13 protein-coding genes and 1 pseudogene are annotated in these 13,615 nt (G+C 72.5%); 5 read left to right on the forward strand and 9 right to left on the reverse strand.

Features of this window, described 5'->3' with window-relative positions:
- The 5 genes and pseudogenes from FVS66_RS15605 to FVS66_RS35990 all read right to left on the reverse strand — a co-directional run.
- A pseudogene (locus tag FVS66_RS15605) lies at nucleotides 1-1,025 on the reverse strand (hypothetical protein); the annotation flags it as partial.
- A complete protein-coding gene (locus tag FVS66_RS15610) occupies nucleotides 1,022-1,444 on the reverse strand; it encodes a DUF6507 family protein (RefSeq protein WP_149180237.1) in 423 nt (140 codons plus the stop codon). The gene FVS66_RS15610 and the pseudogene FVS66_RS15605, both read right to left, overlap by 4 nt.
- A 58-nt stretch (nucleotides 1,445-1,502) precedes the next feature.
- A complete protein-coding gene (locus FVS66_RS15615) occupies nucleotides 1,503-1,814 on the reverse strand; it encodes a pore-forming ESAT-6 family protein (protein ID WP_149180238.1) in 312 nt (103 codons plus the stop codon).
- Between the two features lie 44 nt (nucleotides 1,815-1,858).
- A complete protein-coding gene (locus tag FVS66_RS15620; RefSeq protein ID WP_149180239.1) occupies nucleotides 1,859-2,194 on the reverse strand; it encodes a hypothetical protein in 336 nt (111 codons plus the stop codon).
- A 107-nt stretch (nucleotides 2,195-2,301) separates the two neighbouring features.
- On the reverse strand, nucleotides 2,302-2,760 hold the full coding sequence (locus FVS66_RS35990) for a DUF6177 family protein (RefSeq protein ID WP_262387014.1): 459 nt from the start codon (nucleotides 2,758-2,760) through the stop codon (nucleotides 2,302-2,304).
- Between FVS66_RS35990 and FVS66_RS15630 the strand changes: the two genes are divergently transcribed.
- Together FVS66_RS15630 and FVS66_RS15635 are read left to right on the forward strand one after the other, a co-directional pair.
- Nucleotides 2,698-3,801 (forward strand): serine hydrolase domain-containing protein, encoded by a 1,104-nt coding sequence (locus FVS66_RS15630; protein ID WP_399225633.1) that lies wholly within the window; start codon nucleotides 2,698-2,700, stop codon nucleotides 3,799-3,801. The two genes, FVS66_RS35990 and FVS66_RS15630, sit on opposite strands and share 63 nt — an antisense overlap.
- 671 nt (nucleotides 3,802-4,472) lie before the next feature.
- Nucleotides 4,473-5,336, forward strand: coding sequence for an endonuclease I family protein (locus FVS66_RS15635; protein WP_149181799.1), 864 nt, complete (start codon nucleotides 4,473-4,475; stop codon nucleotides 5,334-5,336).
- On the opposite strand, the gene FVS66_RS15640 is transcribed toward FVS66_RS15635, so the two are convergent.
- Nucleotides 5,299-7,032 (reverse strand): thiamine pyrophosphate-binding protein, encoded by a 1,734-nt coding sequence (locus FVS66_RS15640; RefSeq protein WP_149181800.1) that lies wholly within the window; start codon nucleotides 7,030-7,032, stop codon nucleotides 5,299-5,301. The genes FVS66_RS15635 and FVS66_RS15640 overlap by 38 nt on opposite strands.
- Nucleotides 7,033-7,173: 141 nt before the next feature.
- A complete protein-coding gene (gene speB / locus FVS66_RS15645) occupies nucleotides 7,174-8,166 on the reverse strand; it encodes an agmatinase (protein WP_149181801.1) in 993 nt (330 codons plus the stop codon).
- Between the two features lie 128 nt (nucleotides 8,167-8,294).
- Between speB and FVS66_RS15650 the strand changes: the two genes are divergently transcribed.
- The 3 genes from FVS66_RS15650 (at nucleotide 8,295) to tesB (ending at nucleotide 11,938) form a co-directional block, all read left to right on the forward strand.
- A complete protein-coding gene (locus FVS66_RS15650) occupies nucleotides 8,295-9,731 on the forward strand; it encodes a PucR family transcriptional regulator (protein ID WP_149181802.1) in 1,437 nt (478 codons plus the stop codon).
- A 170-nt stretch (nucleotides 9,732-9,901) separates the two neighbouring features.
- The gene (locus FVS66_RS15655; RefSeq protein WP_149181803.1) at nucleotides 9,902-11,059 is read left to right on the forward strand and encodes an acyl-CoA dehydrogenase family protein; all 1,158 of its coding nucleotides are present in this window, start codon (nucleotides 9,902-9,904) and stop codon (nucleotides 11,057-11,059) included.
- 6 nt (nucleotides 11,060-11,065) lie between these two features.
- On the forward strand, nucleotides 11,066-11,938 hold the full coding sequence (tesB, locus tag FVS66_RS15660) for an acyl-CoA thioesterase II (RefSeq protein WP_149181804.1): 873 nt from the start codon (nucleotides 11,066-11,068) through the stop codon (nucleotides 11,936-11,938).
- A 90-nt stretch (nucleotides 11,939-12,028) separates the two neighbouring features.
- On the opposite strand, the gene FVS66_RS15665 is transcribed toward tesB, so the two are convergent.
- Together FVS66_RS15665 and FVS66_RS15670 are read right to left on the reverse strand one after the other, a co-directional pair.
- On the reverse strand, nucleotides 12,029-12,808 hold the full coding sequence (locus FVS66_RS15665; protein WP_149181805.1) for a phosphatase: 780 nt from the start codon (nucleotides 12,806-12,808) through the stop codon (nucleotides 12,029-12,031).
- Nucleotides 12,809-12,958: 150 nt separating this feature from the next.
- Nucleotides 12,959-13,570, reverse strand: a complete 612-nt coding sequence (locus tag FVS66_RS15670; protein WP_149181806.1) for a TetR/AcrR family transcriptional regulator — start codon at nucleotides 13,568-13,570, stop codon at nucleotides 12,959-12,961.
- Between the last annotated feature and the right edge of the window lie 45 nt (nucleotides 13,571-13,615).

The raw sequence follows: 13,615 nt of genomic DNA on the forward strand, positions 1-13,615 counted from the left end.
GCGACGGAGAGCGCCTTGGCCACCGCTCCCGCCTTGCCCGCGCCCGCTGCCGCACCGCCGGCGCCGCCGGTGAAGACGGTGGTCAGGACGTTGAAGGTGACTTCGCCCGCGGCCCTGGAGGGGTTGGACTCCCACTTGTCCCACGCCAGGAACGCCTTACCCGTTTCTTGCACGGCGGTACGGGCTTTGCGGAACTCTGCAGGCAGCTGGTCCGGTGGCGTGTCCCAGAGGTACTTGCGGGTGGCCGGGAGCATGGACAGGCCCAGGCCCGTGCCGAGGGCGGCCAGGCCGCTCCATGCCTCTCCCGCCGCGTCGCCGCCTTTGAAGCCGGCCAGGGTTCCCAGGCCCACGAGGGTGCCCCATACACCGTCGACGACGACGCCTTTGCCGAACTCCCAGCCGTGTTCCCAGAACTGCCAGCCGGGGATGGACTCGTCGACGACGTCGCCCCAGGGAAGGCTCTCGGCCTGTTTGAGGGCCTCGGCGTCGTAGCCGTACATGTCCTTGGCGTTGGAGCCGTCGTTGACTTTCAGTGGTGTGCCGCCGACCAGTGCGACGATCTTGGAGTGGCAGGCGCGCTCGGCTTCCTGGAACTGTGTCCAGAGCTCGGCGATTTGGTCGCGGCGTGCCCTGTTCTCGTCGATGAGGTCGCCGTCCTCGCGCCACTCGTCGTCGCCCGCGATCCGGGACCGGAACGTCTCCGCCTCCCTTTTGAGCCTGTCCAGTTCCTGGGCCAGGGGGCGGATGTCGTTGGCGTACGTACCGAGGGCTCCGGCGATGACGCACATGTCGGAGCTGAGCGTCAGGGCCTTGTCCGCGACCGGTCTGGTCGTGGCGAACAGCTGGTCGGCCTCGGGCGCCTGGTAGAAGGCCCGCAGTCCGCCGAAGGTGGTGTGGACGTCACCGGCCGCTGCGGCGACCTTCACCCCGTGGCCGCTGATCGCCTTCACCTTCGCGTCGAGCGCTGCCTCGTCGCCGGTGAAGACGGGTATCTCGGCCGGATTCACCGGCTGGTTGTCGCTCACTTCTTCCCCCCGGCGTCCTTGAGCAGGTCCAGCCGTACGGAACGAGCCGCGCTCTGGGCTTCCCGGGCCGTGGCGAGGTCGCCCTCGACGTACGCGTTCGTGGCTTTGGCGGCACCCAGCACAGCGGCCTGGATCCGGTCCGCCATCGAGGTGAAGTCCTTACCGCGCTCCTGGAGGTACTCGGCGAGTGCGGCGGCGACCGGGCCTGTGGCCTTGCGCGTCAGCGAAGGCCCCGACGCCCACGGCCCAGGTGTATGGGTCTCTGCCGCCGAGCCGGGCACTGCCGTGCCGGCGGCCTCACCCGCCGCCCGCATATCGTCGATCATCGCCGTCAGGGCCTTCTCCAGGTCCCCGGCCCTGGCGCCGGTGGCCCGCAACTGGCCCTGGACGCCCTGCGGCTTGATGTCCCACGACGTCATGAAACGTCCCCCCGTTCCCCCGTGTGCTCGATCCCGCTGCCTGCGCCCGGCCGTACCGTCAGCCGATGTTGTCGACGGCGGCCTTCGCCCGGGCGAGCGTCTGCTGGGCGGTCGCGTCGTTCTTCTCCAGCGTCGTCCTCAGCAGCTGAACGATGGCCCTGACCTCCTGCGAGGCCTTGTTCCAGCGCAGTTCCTTGCCGTGGTACTCGTCCGCCACCCCATCGGCCTGGAAGTCCTTCATCGCGGCCTTCACCTGGGCGTCACGATCCGTGATCACCTGCTCAAGACGGGCGATCACAGCCTTGATATTGGCCTGCACCTCGCTGGAGGCGCCCAGGTCGTACGAACGGCGGTCACTGTTGGCTGCCATAAGAAATCCACTCCCCGTGAGATACGCGTGCTGAGGTACGACGGTCAGCTACGGCCCGAGAAGCGCGCAGCGTCGAAGTTCGCCGCCGACATCTGCGTCCGCGCGTTCTCGCCCTGCTCCTGGTCACCGGAGCCGAATGCCGTCTCCATCCCGGCCTGGCCGCCCAGGATCGCCCGGAGCGAAGCGTTCAACTCGGCCGTGATCTCGTCGGAACGCGACTTGAACAGGTCGAACGCCGCCTTGCCCGCGCCGTTGAACCTGCCCTCCAGCGGCTGTGCCGCCTGGATGAGCTGACGGATCAGCAGTCCGAGATCGTTGGTGGACAGATTTGACTGCTTCATCAGTGACGCCAGAACCTGCGCCCCCATGTCGAACTTCATCAGGCTCCCCCTCGGTCTGGTGTTCGCATTCTCCCCCATCTCTAACAACCCGGGTATCGCGAGTGCAATCCGCAATCAGCCAGTGTCGGACCGGGTATGACGCACAATCAGTGCGGCTGAGCGCCCTTCAGATGCCTCATCAGCAGCTCGAAGTCCTTCCATCCGGACAGGTCGGACGGATCACCCGGCAGCGGGTAATAGAGCGCCGGACGGGCCTTCGGGCCCAGCTCCACCGGAGCCCGCGACAACGGCGTACGCCGCGCACGGTCGCCCGGCCCGGCTCGGACTCGCTCAGGGGCCGGTGGCGGGGCGGCCAAGTGGGCTAGTGGGCGGGGCGCCGCTGTCGCGGCGGCCGGATGCTGGGCGGGAGTGACCTGGCAGGGGCCGGGTGCGCCACATCCTGGAGGTACGCCGGCATGCGTGCAGCGTTCGACGACCGCGGTCGCCCCTTCCGCTCCCGGCTGCGGCCGGGCGCCGCCCTCGTCGCGGCCGGGGCGTGTGCGATCGGACTGGTCGCGGGACCGGCGCGGGCCGACGGGCGGCCCGCGGGCGGAGGGGAGGAGCACGGCCCGCGTCGGGCCCTGCGGGAACTGGTGGGCCTGCCCGACGGGCCGCCCGGGGCCATCGCCGTGTTGCAGCGGGGCGGGGACGTGAGGGTCTACCGGGCCGGTGCGGCGGACCTCGAGTCGGGGCGGCCGCCCCGGCCCGACGACCACATGCGCCTGGCCAGCGTCTCCAAGGCGTTCAGCGGGGCCGTCGCACTGCAGCTCGTGGACCATGGGGAGCTGCGGCTCGACGACACGATCGGCGAACTGCTGCCCCGCCTGCCTGCGGCCTGGCACAAGGTGACGCTCCGCCAGCTGCTCCAGCACACCAGCGGCCTGCCGGACTTCAGCGAGAGCCCGGAGTTCCTGGCGCTGCTGCAGGCCGATCCGCGCCGCCGGTTCGACTCGCGCCGGCTGCTGGACTTCGTCGCGGACGAACCCCTGAACTTCGCGCCGGGCTCGCGGTACCGGTACTCCAACTCCGACAACATCGCGGTGGCGCTCATGGCGGAGGCGGTATCGGGCCGTCCGTACGAGGAGCTGCTCCACCGGCTCGTCCTGCGGCCGCTCGGTCTGCGCGACACCGGCATGCCGCGGGGGTACCTGCTGCCCAGGCCCTATCTGCACGGCTATGCGCCGGGTCGGCCCCCGGAGGACGTCAGCACCCTCTTCAACATGTCGTCGGTATGGGCCTCGGGCGGGATGTTCTCCACCCCGAACGACCTCAACCGGTTCATGCGCGCGTACGCGGGCGGCTCGCTCGTCTCGAAGGCGACCCGCGAACAGCAGACGAACTGGGTGGAGGGCGCCTCCGGGCCCCCCGGGCCCGGTCGCAACGACGCCGGCCTGGCGCTGTTCCGGTACAGCACACGGTGCGGCGTGATCTACGGCCACACGGGCAACATCGCGGGCTACACCCAGTTCGCCGCCGCGACGCCCGACGGCCGGAAATCCGTGACGCTCTCCATCACGACCCAGGTCCCCCAGGCCGGCAAGCCGGAACTCCTGGCACGGCTGCGCCAGGTCCAGGAGAACCTCGTCTGTCACCTGCTCCGCCGCTGAGACGGGCTATCCGGGGTCGTCCGGCGCGGCGTCCGCCGGGTCGTCCGCCCTGGGCGTCGGGACCGTCCGCCGGGTCGTCCGCCGAGAGTGGGACGGACGTCGTCGGCGACGCCCCGTCGATCCATCGCGCGATACGGCGCTGGGCGGCTCCGGTGATGTGGTGCGGCCGGTGGGGCCGTAGGTCAGGCGCTTAGCGCCGGGGCAGGCCGCCGCGCACGCCGCAGCGGCGTCGGTGGTGCGGAACGCCGGCACCGACGCGGCCAGGACCGGCTCACCCACAGGTCGACCACGACGGCCACATCGCGGTGCTTCAGCCACTCGGGCAGGGGCGCGCGGGCGGTACGCGCGTCGGCGGGGCGGGCCCCGGGGTGCCCGGTCCCAGAGGACCAGGGTGCGGGCTCCTGGGAGCCGGCGGCCCGGCCGGTACGGGGTGGACCCCGGTGCGTCATGAGCGACAGCACGACCTGACCAGCGGCCGCCCGAACCGAGCGGCGCGCCGGGCGGATTGAGCCAATTCGCCACGTCCATGACAATGACACGAGACCGACCCCTTCTGTTCACGCCACGGTGACGTGAAACGTGCCACGCTCACCCCTGCCGCATCTGTCAACTCGCGTAGATCGCACGAGCGTTCGTTCCCCCGTGTCCCCACCTCGGGAAAGGAATCCGCCATGTCTTCCCCGCTCCCCCGTTCCATACGCCGCTGGAAGCTGCCCGTCGCCGCCGCCGCGCTCCTCGTCGGCGTCACCGTGCCGGGCGCCACGGCGGCGCAGGCCGGTGTCACGGAGACGGCCACCGCCGGCGTCGCCACCGCCGAGTCCGGCACCGCCGCCGGCGCCACCACCGCGTACGACGACTCCTACTACGAGGGCGCGATCGGCAAGTCCGGTACCGCCCTCAAGTCCGCGCTGCACACGATCATCAGCGACCAGACCAAGATCTCCTACTCGGCCGTCTGGACCGCTCTCAAGAACACCGACCAGGACCCCGCCGACAGCGGCAACGTGATCCTCCTCTACAGCGGCAAGTCCCGCAGCAAGTCCCTCAGCGGGGGCGACGTCGGCGACTGGAACCGGGAGCACGTGTGGGCCAAGTCCCACGGCGGCTTCGGCACCGCCACCGGGCCCGGCACCGACCTCCACCACCTGCGCCCCACGGACGTACAGATCAACAGCATCCGCGGCAACAAGGACTTCGACCGGGGCGGCAGCTCGGTGAGCGGAGCGCCCGGCAACTACACCGACTCCGACTCCTTCGAGCCCCGCGACGCCGTCAAGGGCGATGTCGCCCGCATGATCCTCTACATGGCGGTGCGTTACGAGGGCACCGACGGCTGGCCGGACCTGGAGCCGAACAACCACGTCAGCAACGGCAGCGCCCCGTACCACGGCCGCCTGTCCGTCCTGAAGCAGTGGAACGAGCAGGACCCGCCGGACGCCTTCGAGCGGCGGCGCAACGAGGTCATCCACTCCGCCTACCAGCACAACCGGAACCCGTTCATCGACCACCCGGAGTGGGTCGAGGCGATCTGGTAGCCGGTCGGTCCCCGGTCGGGTGCGTGGGCGCGAACATGCGCAATGCCGCCGGGAGGACCACGACCGACGGGCCGGGGTCCGCCAGCGCCTCGGCCAGGTCCGCGCCCAGGGCCTCCGGGGTCGTACGGACCGCCGGCACGCCGAACGACTCGGCCAGCGCCACGTAGTCCGGACGCGTCAGCTCCGTACCCGTGGCCTGGCCGAAGGTGTCCGTCATGTACTCGCGGAGAATGCCGTAGCCGCCGTCGTCGACGATCAGCCAGGTGACCGGCAGGTCGTGCTGGCGGGCGGTGGCGAGTTCGGCGATCGAGTACAGGGCGCCGCCGTCGCCCGAGACCGCCAGCACCGGGCGGCCCGGGTCCGCCACCGCCGCGCCCAGCGCCGCCGGGTACGCGTAGCCGAGGCCGCCCGCGCCCTGCGCCGAGTGCATGGTGTTGGGGCGGCGGGCGTCGAACGCCGACCACGCCCAGTAGGCCAGGATCGTCATGTCCCAGAAGCTGGGGACGTCGTCCGGGAGGGCGGCCCGCACCGCCTCCAGCACCTGGCGTTCCAGGGTGAGGTCCTGGGCGTCCAGGCGGGCCCCGACCTTCGCCAGGACCTCGCGCACCCGCTCCCGCCCCGCCGGGTCCCGGCGCTCCCCGACCGTCTCCAACAGCGCCTGCAGCCCCAGACGGGCGTCCGCGTGGATGCCCAGCGCCGGGTGGTTGGACTCCAGCTTGCCCAGGTCCGCCTCGATCTGGATCACACGGCCGCGCGGCGCGAACGTGTGGTAGTTCGAGGAGAGTTCGCCCAGGCCCGAGCCGACCACCAGCAGGACGTCCGCGTCCGCCAGGAAGTCCGTGGTGTGCCGGTCCTCCAGCCACGACTGGAGTGACAGCGGGTGCTCCCAGGGGAACGCGCCCTTGCCGCCGAAGGTGGTGACCACCGGCGCGTCCAGCTTCTCCGCCAGCGCCCGGAGCTTGCCGGAGGCGTCCGACCGTACGACTCCGCCGCCCGCGACGATCGCCGGGCGCTCGGCGTGGGTGAGCAGGTGCGCGGCCACCGCCGTCAGTTCGGGGCGGGGCGGCAGTTCGTGCGGGGTGGCGTCCGGCGGGGTGACCACCGGCAGGCCGGTGGGGGCTGACAGGACGTCCGCCGGAATCTCCACCCACACAGGGCCGTGCGGCGCCGTGAGCGCGGACTCCCACGCCGCGGCGATCGCCGACGGGATCTGGGAGGCCGTGCGGGCCTGGTGGACGGACTTCACGATGTCGCGGAACGACGCCTGCTGGTCGCGCAGTTCGTGCAGGTAGCCGTGGCGGCCGCCGCCGAGGCCGCGCACCGGCACCTGTGCGCCGATCGCCAGGACGGGAGCGCAGGCCGCCGCGGCCTCCTGGAGGGCGGGCAGCGCGGTGAGGGCGCCGGGCCCGGCGGACAGCAGCAGCGGCGCCGCCTCGCCGGTGATCCGCCCGTACGCGTCGGCGGCGAAGCCCGCGTTGTTCTCGACGCGCAGCCCCACGTACCGCAGGTCGGAGCGGCGCAGCGCGTCGAACACGCCGAGGGCGTGCTGGCCGGGCAGTCCGAAGACCGTGGTGGCGCCGAGGCCGCGCAGGGTCTCCAGGACGAGGTCACCACCGATCCGCCCCGGCGGGGGGTTGAGGGCGGCCTCGGTCTGCGCGGCGGTGGGCCGCAGCACCAGGTCGTGATCGTGGGTCATGGTCTCCGGGCTCCGTACGGGATGGGGCGGGCCGGGCCGTACGGACGGCCCGGTGACGGCGCCGGGCCGTGCGGGCCCGTACGGCCCGTACGGCCCTACGGCCCGGTGACGGCGCCGTCGCCGACGCCCTCGCCGCGGAGGTTACCGGGCGCCGCCGGAGCGGGCCGCGGCGATCTGGCGGGACATGATCGTGGTCAGCTCGTACGCCGTGTGGGACGCGGCGACCGACGTGATCTCGGCGTGGTCGTACGCCGGGGCGACCTCGACGACATCGGCGGAGACCAGGTTGCAGGAGGCGAGGCCGCGGAGGATCTCCAGCAGCTCGCGGGAGGTCATGCCGCCCGCCTCGGGGGTGCCGGTGCCGGGGGCGTGGGCCGGGTCGAGGCAGTCGATGTCGATGGAGATGTACAGCGGGCGGTCGCCGATGCGCTGGCGGAGCTGGTCCGCCACCTCGTCCGCGCCGCGGCGGTAGACGTCGGCCGACGTGACGATGCCGAAGCCCATCTTCTCGTCGTCCGTCAGGTCCTGCTTGCCGTACAGCGGGCCGCGCGTACCGACGTGGGAGAGCGCCTCGGTGTCGAGGATGCCCTCCTCGACGGCCCGCCGGAACGGGGTGCCGTGGGTGTACTCGGCGCCGAAGTAGGTGTCCCACGTGTCGAGGTGGGCGTCGAAGTGGAGCAGGGCCACCGGGCCGTGCTTCTTCGCGACCGAGCGGAGCAGGGGGAGGGCGATGGTGTGGTCGCCGCCGAGGGTCATCAGGCGGGCGCCGGTGCCGAGGAGGTCGTCGGCGGCGGCCTCCACGGTCTCGACGGCCTCGTTGATGTTGAACGGGTTGACGGCGATGTCACCGCCGTCGGCGACCTGCGCGAGGGCGAACGGCGACGCGTCCTGCGCCGGGTTGTACGGGCGCAGGAGGCGGGACGCCTCGCGGATCGCGTTGCCGCCGAAGCGGGCGCCGGGGCGGTAGGAGACACCCGAGTCGAAGGGCACGCCGACCACGGCGACATCCGCGGTGCCGACCTCGTCGAGGCGCGGCAGCCGGGCGAACGTCGCGGGACCGGCGTAACGCGGGACGCGGGAGGAGTCGATGGGGCCGCGGGGCGTGCCGGTGCCGGGGTTGCTGCTGTTGCTCATGTCGGGTGCCTTCTCCCTGCGCGCTTTTCCGAGCTTTCGCCGTCTATGAGACGACGGTACGGGCGCGACCGGACGCACTGAAGTGTACGTTTCCTCCATCGACGCGTCACGGAGTGGAGGAAACGTCCATGGGGTCCGCACCGGAGCCGCTGGTACCGTTCGCGCCGCCGGTCCGGCTGGCCGCGCTGCTGGCCCGCCGGGAGCTGGGGCTGCGACTGGTCGCGGGCGACCCGGCGACCGAGCTGCACTGGGTGCACACGTCGGAGATGGCCGATCCGTATCCGTATCTGCTGGGCGGGGAGCTGCTGCTGACGGCGGGCGTGCAGCTGGCCGATCCGGAGCGGTTCGTCGTACGGGTCGTGGAGGCGGGTGCGGCGGCGCTCGGCTTCGGGGTGACGCCGGTGTACGACACGGTGCCGGACGCCCTCGTCGCGGCGTGCGCACGGCACGGGCTGCCGCTGCTGGAGGTGCCGCCGGGGACGACGTTCACGGCGGTGGCCCGCGCGGTGTGGCGGCTGATGGTGGACGCCCGCCACCATGAGCTGCGCCGGGTGACGGACGCGCAGCGGGCGCTGGCCACGGCGGCCGCGCGCCCGGACCCCGTACCGGCTGTGCTGCGGGTGCTGGCCGGGCGGCTGGGCGGCCGGGCAGCGCTGTACGCGCCGGACGGCGCCGAGTACGCGGCCGCCGGCCGGGGCCTCACCCCGGAGGAGGGCGCCGCGCTGGACCGGCTGGTCGGTGTCGTGGCCGGGGCGGCGCGGCGGCCTTCGGCGGCGGCGGACAGCGCGGGCGGGCCCGGCGGGGTGCGCCTCGTGGCGTACAGCCTGGGCACCGGGCGGGAGGGCCTGACGCTCGGCCTGGCCCTGGCGCGGCACGAAGAGGCCGACCAGCGGATCGCCGAGACCGCGATGGTGCTGCTGTCCCTGCTGACCGCGCCGCACCAGGGCGCCGACGAGGCCGCGCGGTCGACGGCCCTGGTCCGGCTGCTGCTGGGCGCGGGCCCCGCGGACGTGGCACCGCTGCTGGGCGAGGCGCCGTGGACGGTGGTGCACGCGCGGGGCGCCGATCCGCAGGCCCCGCCCCCGGCGCTGGGCAGCCCCCTGGTGGACGCGCCGCGCGACGGGGGGACGGTACGCGTCCTGCTGCCGGCCGGCCGGGAGGTCACCGCGTACCCGGGGTGGACGCTCGGGGTGAGCGCCCCGGCCGCCCCCGAGGACCTGGCGGCGGCCGACACCCAGGCCGCCCGTGCCCTGCGCCGCGCGGAGGCCACGCACACCGGTGTGGCCCGGCACCGCACGGGCGGCTTCGGCGCACTGGTGGACCCGGACGAGGCCGCCGCGCACGCCCGCACCCTGCTGGGCCCGCTCACCGGGACGCCCGCCCTGGTGGAGACCCTGCGGGTCTGGCTCTCCCTGCACGGCAGCTGGGACCGTACGGCCGGCGCGCTGGGCGTGCACCGCAACACCGTCCGCCAGCGCGTCGCCCGCTGCGCGGCGCTGCTGGACGCGGACCTGGAGGACGCGGAGACGCGCATGGAGCTGTGGTTCGCGCTGCGGTGGGTCTGAGGCCGCGACGGCGTCCCCGGCCGCCGGGCCGGCTCGCCGGGGCGGCTTCGAGCCGGTCGTTGTGAGCTGAACGACTCTGGACATCCCGCGCAACTGCCCGGTAACTTACCTCTGAGCAAGCGCTTAGCCACTCGTTTCATCCGTACCCAGCAGCCGGAAGGGGCGTTCCCGTGCGCCGTACCGTATTCAACGAGGACCACGAGGCGTTCCGGGAGACCATCCGCGCCTTCGTCGAGACCGAGGTCGTCCCCGTCTACGACGAGTGGTTCGCCGCAGGCCAGGCGCCGCGCGACTTCTACTACAAGCTCGGCGAGCTGGGCATCTTCGGGATCAACGTCCCCGAGGAGTTCGGCGGCGCGGGCCTGGACACCCACAAGTTCGAGGCCGTGCTGTACGAGGAGACCTCGCGCGCGGGCGTCAACTTCGGCGGCTCCGGCGTGCACGTGCTGCTCGCCCTGCCGTACATCAAGATGCTCGCCACCGACGAGCAGAGCAAGCGGTACCTGCCGAAGTTCGTCACCGGCGAGGAGATGTGGGCGCTGGCGATGACAGAGCCGGGCACCGGCTCCGACGTCGCGGGCATGAAGACCACCGCCAAGCTGAGCGAGGACGGCACGCACTACGTCCTGAACGGCGCCAAGACCTTCATCACCGGCGGCGTCCACGCCGACCGTGTCATCGTCTGCGCCCGCACCGCCGCGCCGCGCGAGGACGACCGCCGCTTCGGCATCTCGCTGTTCGCCGTGGACACCAAGTCCGAGGGCTACTCGGTCGGCCGCAAGCTGGACAAGCTCGGCCTGCGCACCTCCGACACCGCCGAGCTGGCCTTCGTCGACGTCAAGGTCCCCGTCGAGGACCTGCTCGGCGAGGAGAACAAGGGCTTCTACTACCTCGGCCAGAACCTGCCCTCCGAGCGCTGGGGCATCGCGTTCGGCGCGTACGCGCAGGCCAAGGCCGCCGTCCGGTTCGCGCAGCAGTACGTGCAGGAGCGCACCGTCTTCGGCAAGTCGGTCGCGTCCTTCCAGAACACCAAGTTCGAGCTGGCCGCCTGCCAGGCCGAGGTGGACGCCGCCGAGGCCGTCGCCGACCGCGCCCTCGAGGCCCTGGACGCCGGCGAGCTGACGGCCGCCGAGGCCGCGTCCGCCAAGCTGTTCTGCACCGAGGTCGCGCACCGCGTCATCGACCGCTGCCTCCAGCTGCACGGCGGCTACGGCTACATGAACGAGTACCCGATCGCCCGTCTGTACGCGGACAACCGCGTCAACCGCATCTACGGCGGCACGAGCGAGGTCATGAAGTCCATCATCGCCAAGTCGATGGGCCTGTAAGCACAGGTGAGCGAAGCACTCGACGATCTCCTCGACCTGCTCGACCTGGAGCGGGTCGAGGAGAACATCTTCCGGGGCCGGTCGCGTTCGGCGATCGTCCCCCGGGTCTTCGGCGGGCAGGTCGCGGCCCAGGCACTGGTCGCGGCCGGCCGCACCGTGCCGGAGGACCGCACCGCGCACTCCCTCCACGCGTACTTCCTGCGCATGGGCGACCCGGGCGCGCCGATCGTCTACACGGTCGACCGCATCCGCGACGGCCGGTCCTTCACCACCCGGCGGGTGGTGGCGGTCCAGCACGGCAAGCCGATCTTCCATCTGTCGGCGTCGTTCCAGACGTACGAGGAGGGCCTGGAGCACCAGGCCGACATGCCGCCCGCGCCCGACCCGGAGACCCTCCCGACCGCGCAGGAGGTACTCCCCCGCTACGCGGACCGGTTCGCGCACCCCGACATCGTCGACCGCATGCTGGAGTCCCGCGCGGCGGTCGATCTGCGGTACGTGGACGAGCCCCCGTACGCCACGACGGGCGAGCACCGCGCACCGCGCTCACAGGTCTGGTTCCGTACGAACGGCAAGCTCGCCGACGACCCCCTGCTCCATGTCTGCCTGGCCACGTATGTCTCCGACATGACGCTCCTCGACTCGGTCCTGCTCGCGCACGGCCGGGGCGGCTGGACGGTCGGCGACGTGGTGGGGGCGTCCCTGGACCACGCGATGTGGTTCCACCGCCCGTTCCGCGCCGACGAGTGGCTCCTGTACGACCAGGAGTCCCCGTCCGCCTCGGGCGGCCGGGGCCTGGGCCAGGCCCGTATCTACACGCGCGACGGGCAGTTGGCGATCTCGGTGATCCAGGAGGGCGTGGTCCGCGTCCCGCGCTGAGCCCGACGCCCCACGCCCCACGCCTGCCACGCCTGCCACGCCTGCCACGTCCCCGGCCCCCGTCCCGGTCCCGGGTCGTGGCGGGCGGCTTCAGAGCAGGCCGGCCGCGTCCAGCAGGTACGCCGTCATCGGCTCGTAGTAGCGCGGGTCGATGACGTGGTCGTCGAGGGGGACGGTGACCTGGAGGGTCCCTTCGGCCTCCGCGACGAAGAGGGCCGGATCGTTGCTGTCGGCGTAGCCGACGGCGTCGATGCCGCGCTGGCCCGCGCGGCCGGCCCAGCCGTGGTCGGCGACGACCAGGTCGGGCAGCGGCTCGTCGAGGGCGCGGAGTCCGTCCAGGACGGCGTTCATCGGCTCCGGCGAGTGGGTGTGCCAGAGGGTGGCACCCCGCTCGAAGACGGCGACGTCGGCGAACTGCACGACGTACCCCTCGTCGGCGGTGAGGCCGCCGGGGATGCGCACGATGTCGCACCCCGCGGCGCGCAGCGCGGCGGCGGTCCGGCTGTGCACGTCGATGAGCGCGCCGGGGTGGCCGGTGGCGAAGAGGACCCGCTCCCTGCCCGCGGCGGCCTTGCGGAGGCGGGCGGCCATCCGGTCCAGCGCGTCGACGGTCAGCTCGGGGTCGATGGTGTCCTGGCCTGCCCGGTGCTCGGGGTCGTCGCTCACACCGCACCGCTCGGCCATGACGGCGAGCACGTCCTGCTCGTCGGTCCAGCGGTCGCCGAGTTCCAGGCCCAGCCAGTAGTGGCGGTCGCCGTTCGCTAGCTTCCGGTAGTGGGAGAGGTTGTTGTCGCGCGGTGTGGCGACATTCCCCGCGATGCGTGTGCGGACGAGGTGCTCCACGAGTGCGGGGCGGCTGGGTATCGGCATTCCCCCATTGTGCCGCCCACCACCGGGCGCGGCGGACGGATTCCGCACCGTGGACGTGTCGCCGTGCCCGGGCGCGTGTCCCGGGTCCCCGTCCCGGGTGCGTACCCGGGTGCGTACCCGGGTGCGTACCCGGGTGCGTACCCGGTGGCCTCACTCCGCCGGGGGATCCCCCAGGGAGCCGAACGCGCCGTGCGCGAGGCGGCGCAGCAGAACCTCCGTGACCTGACGGGACGCCGGGTCGCCGGCCGTACTGGCCGAGCCCAGGTGCGGTGTGGAGTTCAGCAGTCCGAGCACGGCGTGGACGGCCGCCCTCGCCTGTGTCTCGGTCTGTCCCGGATACAGCGCGCGGACGACGGCGACCCACAGCTCGACGTACTGCCGCTGGAGCTGGCGGACCAGCTTGCGGTCGCTGTCCCGGAGGCGGTCCAGCTCGCGGTCGTGCAGAGTGATGAGCGAGCGGTCGTGGAGCGCGAAGTCGATGTGCCCGTCGATGAGCGCGGCGAGCAGCGCCTCCGGGTCGCCGTCGGACTCCGCCACCCGGCGACGGCCGCCGTCGAGGAGACGCTCGCTGATCCCGACGAGGAGCTCGGCGAGCATCGCGTCCTTGCCGGCGAAGTGACGGTAGAGCCCGGGGCCGCTGATACCGACCGCCGCGCCTATCTCGTCGACGCCCACACCGTGGAAGCCGCGCTCGGCGAAGAGACGCGCGGCCTCCCGGAGGATCTGCTCGCGGCGCGTCGGGGCGTCGGTCCTGGTGCTCATGGGATCGATTCTAGACAACACGGTTAGCGGTCGTTAACCTGAAGG

The organism is Streptomyces sp. TRM49041 (genome assembly GCF_008271805.1).
In the GTDB taxonomy this organism is placed as follows: domain Bacteria; phylum Actinomycetota; class Actinomycetes; order Streptomycetales; family Streptomycetaceae; genus Streptomyces.

Excerpts from the sequence above, each read along its gene's own strand:
- FVS66_RS15635 (WP_149181799.1), top strand. The coding sequence starts at position 4,473 with ATGTCTTCCCCGCTCCCCCGTTCCATACGCCGCTGGAAGCTGCCCGTC.
- FVS66_RS15615 (WP_149180238.1), bottom strand. The coding sequence starts at position 1,814 with ATGGCAGCCAACAGTGACCGCCGTTCGTACGACCTGGGCGCCTCCAGC.
- FVS66_RS15670 (WP_149181806.1), bottom strand. The coding sequence starts at position 13,570 with ATGAGCACCAGGACCGACGCCCCGACGCGCCGCGAGCAGATCCTCCGG.
- speB (WP_149181801.1), bottom strand. The coding sequence starts at position 8,166 with ATGAGCAACAGCAGCAACCCCGGCACCGGCACGCCCCGCGGCCCCATC.
- FVS66_RS15620 (WP_149180239.1), bottom strand. The coding sequence starts at position 2,194 with ATGAAGTTCGACATGGGGGCGCAGGTTCTGGCGTCACTGATGAAGCAG.
- FVS66_RS15640 (WP_149181800.1), bottom strand. The coding sequence starts at position 7,032 with ATGACCCACGATCACGACCTGGTGCTGCGGCCCACCGCCGCGCAGACC.
- FVS66_RS15665 (WP_149181805.1), bottom strand. The coding sequence starts at position 12,808 with ATGCCGATACCCAGCCGCCCCGCACTCGTGGAGCACCTCGTCCGCACA.
- FVS66_RS15650 (WP_149181802.1), top strand. The coding sequence starts at position 8,295 with ATGGGGTCCGCACCGGAGCCGCTGGTACCGTTCGCGCCGCCGGTCCGG.
- FVS66_RS15610 (WP_149180237.1), bottom strand. The coding sequence starts at position 1,444 with ATGACGTCGTGGGACATCAAGCCGCAGGGCGTCCAGGGCCAGTTGCGG.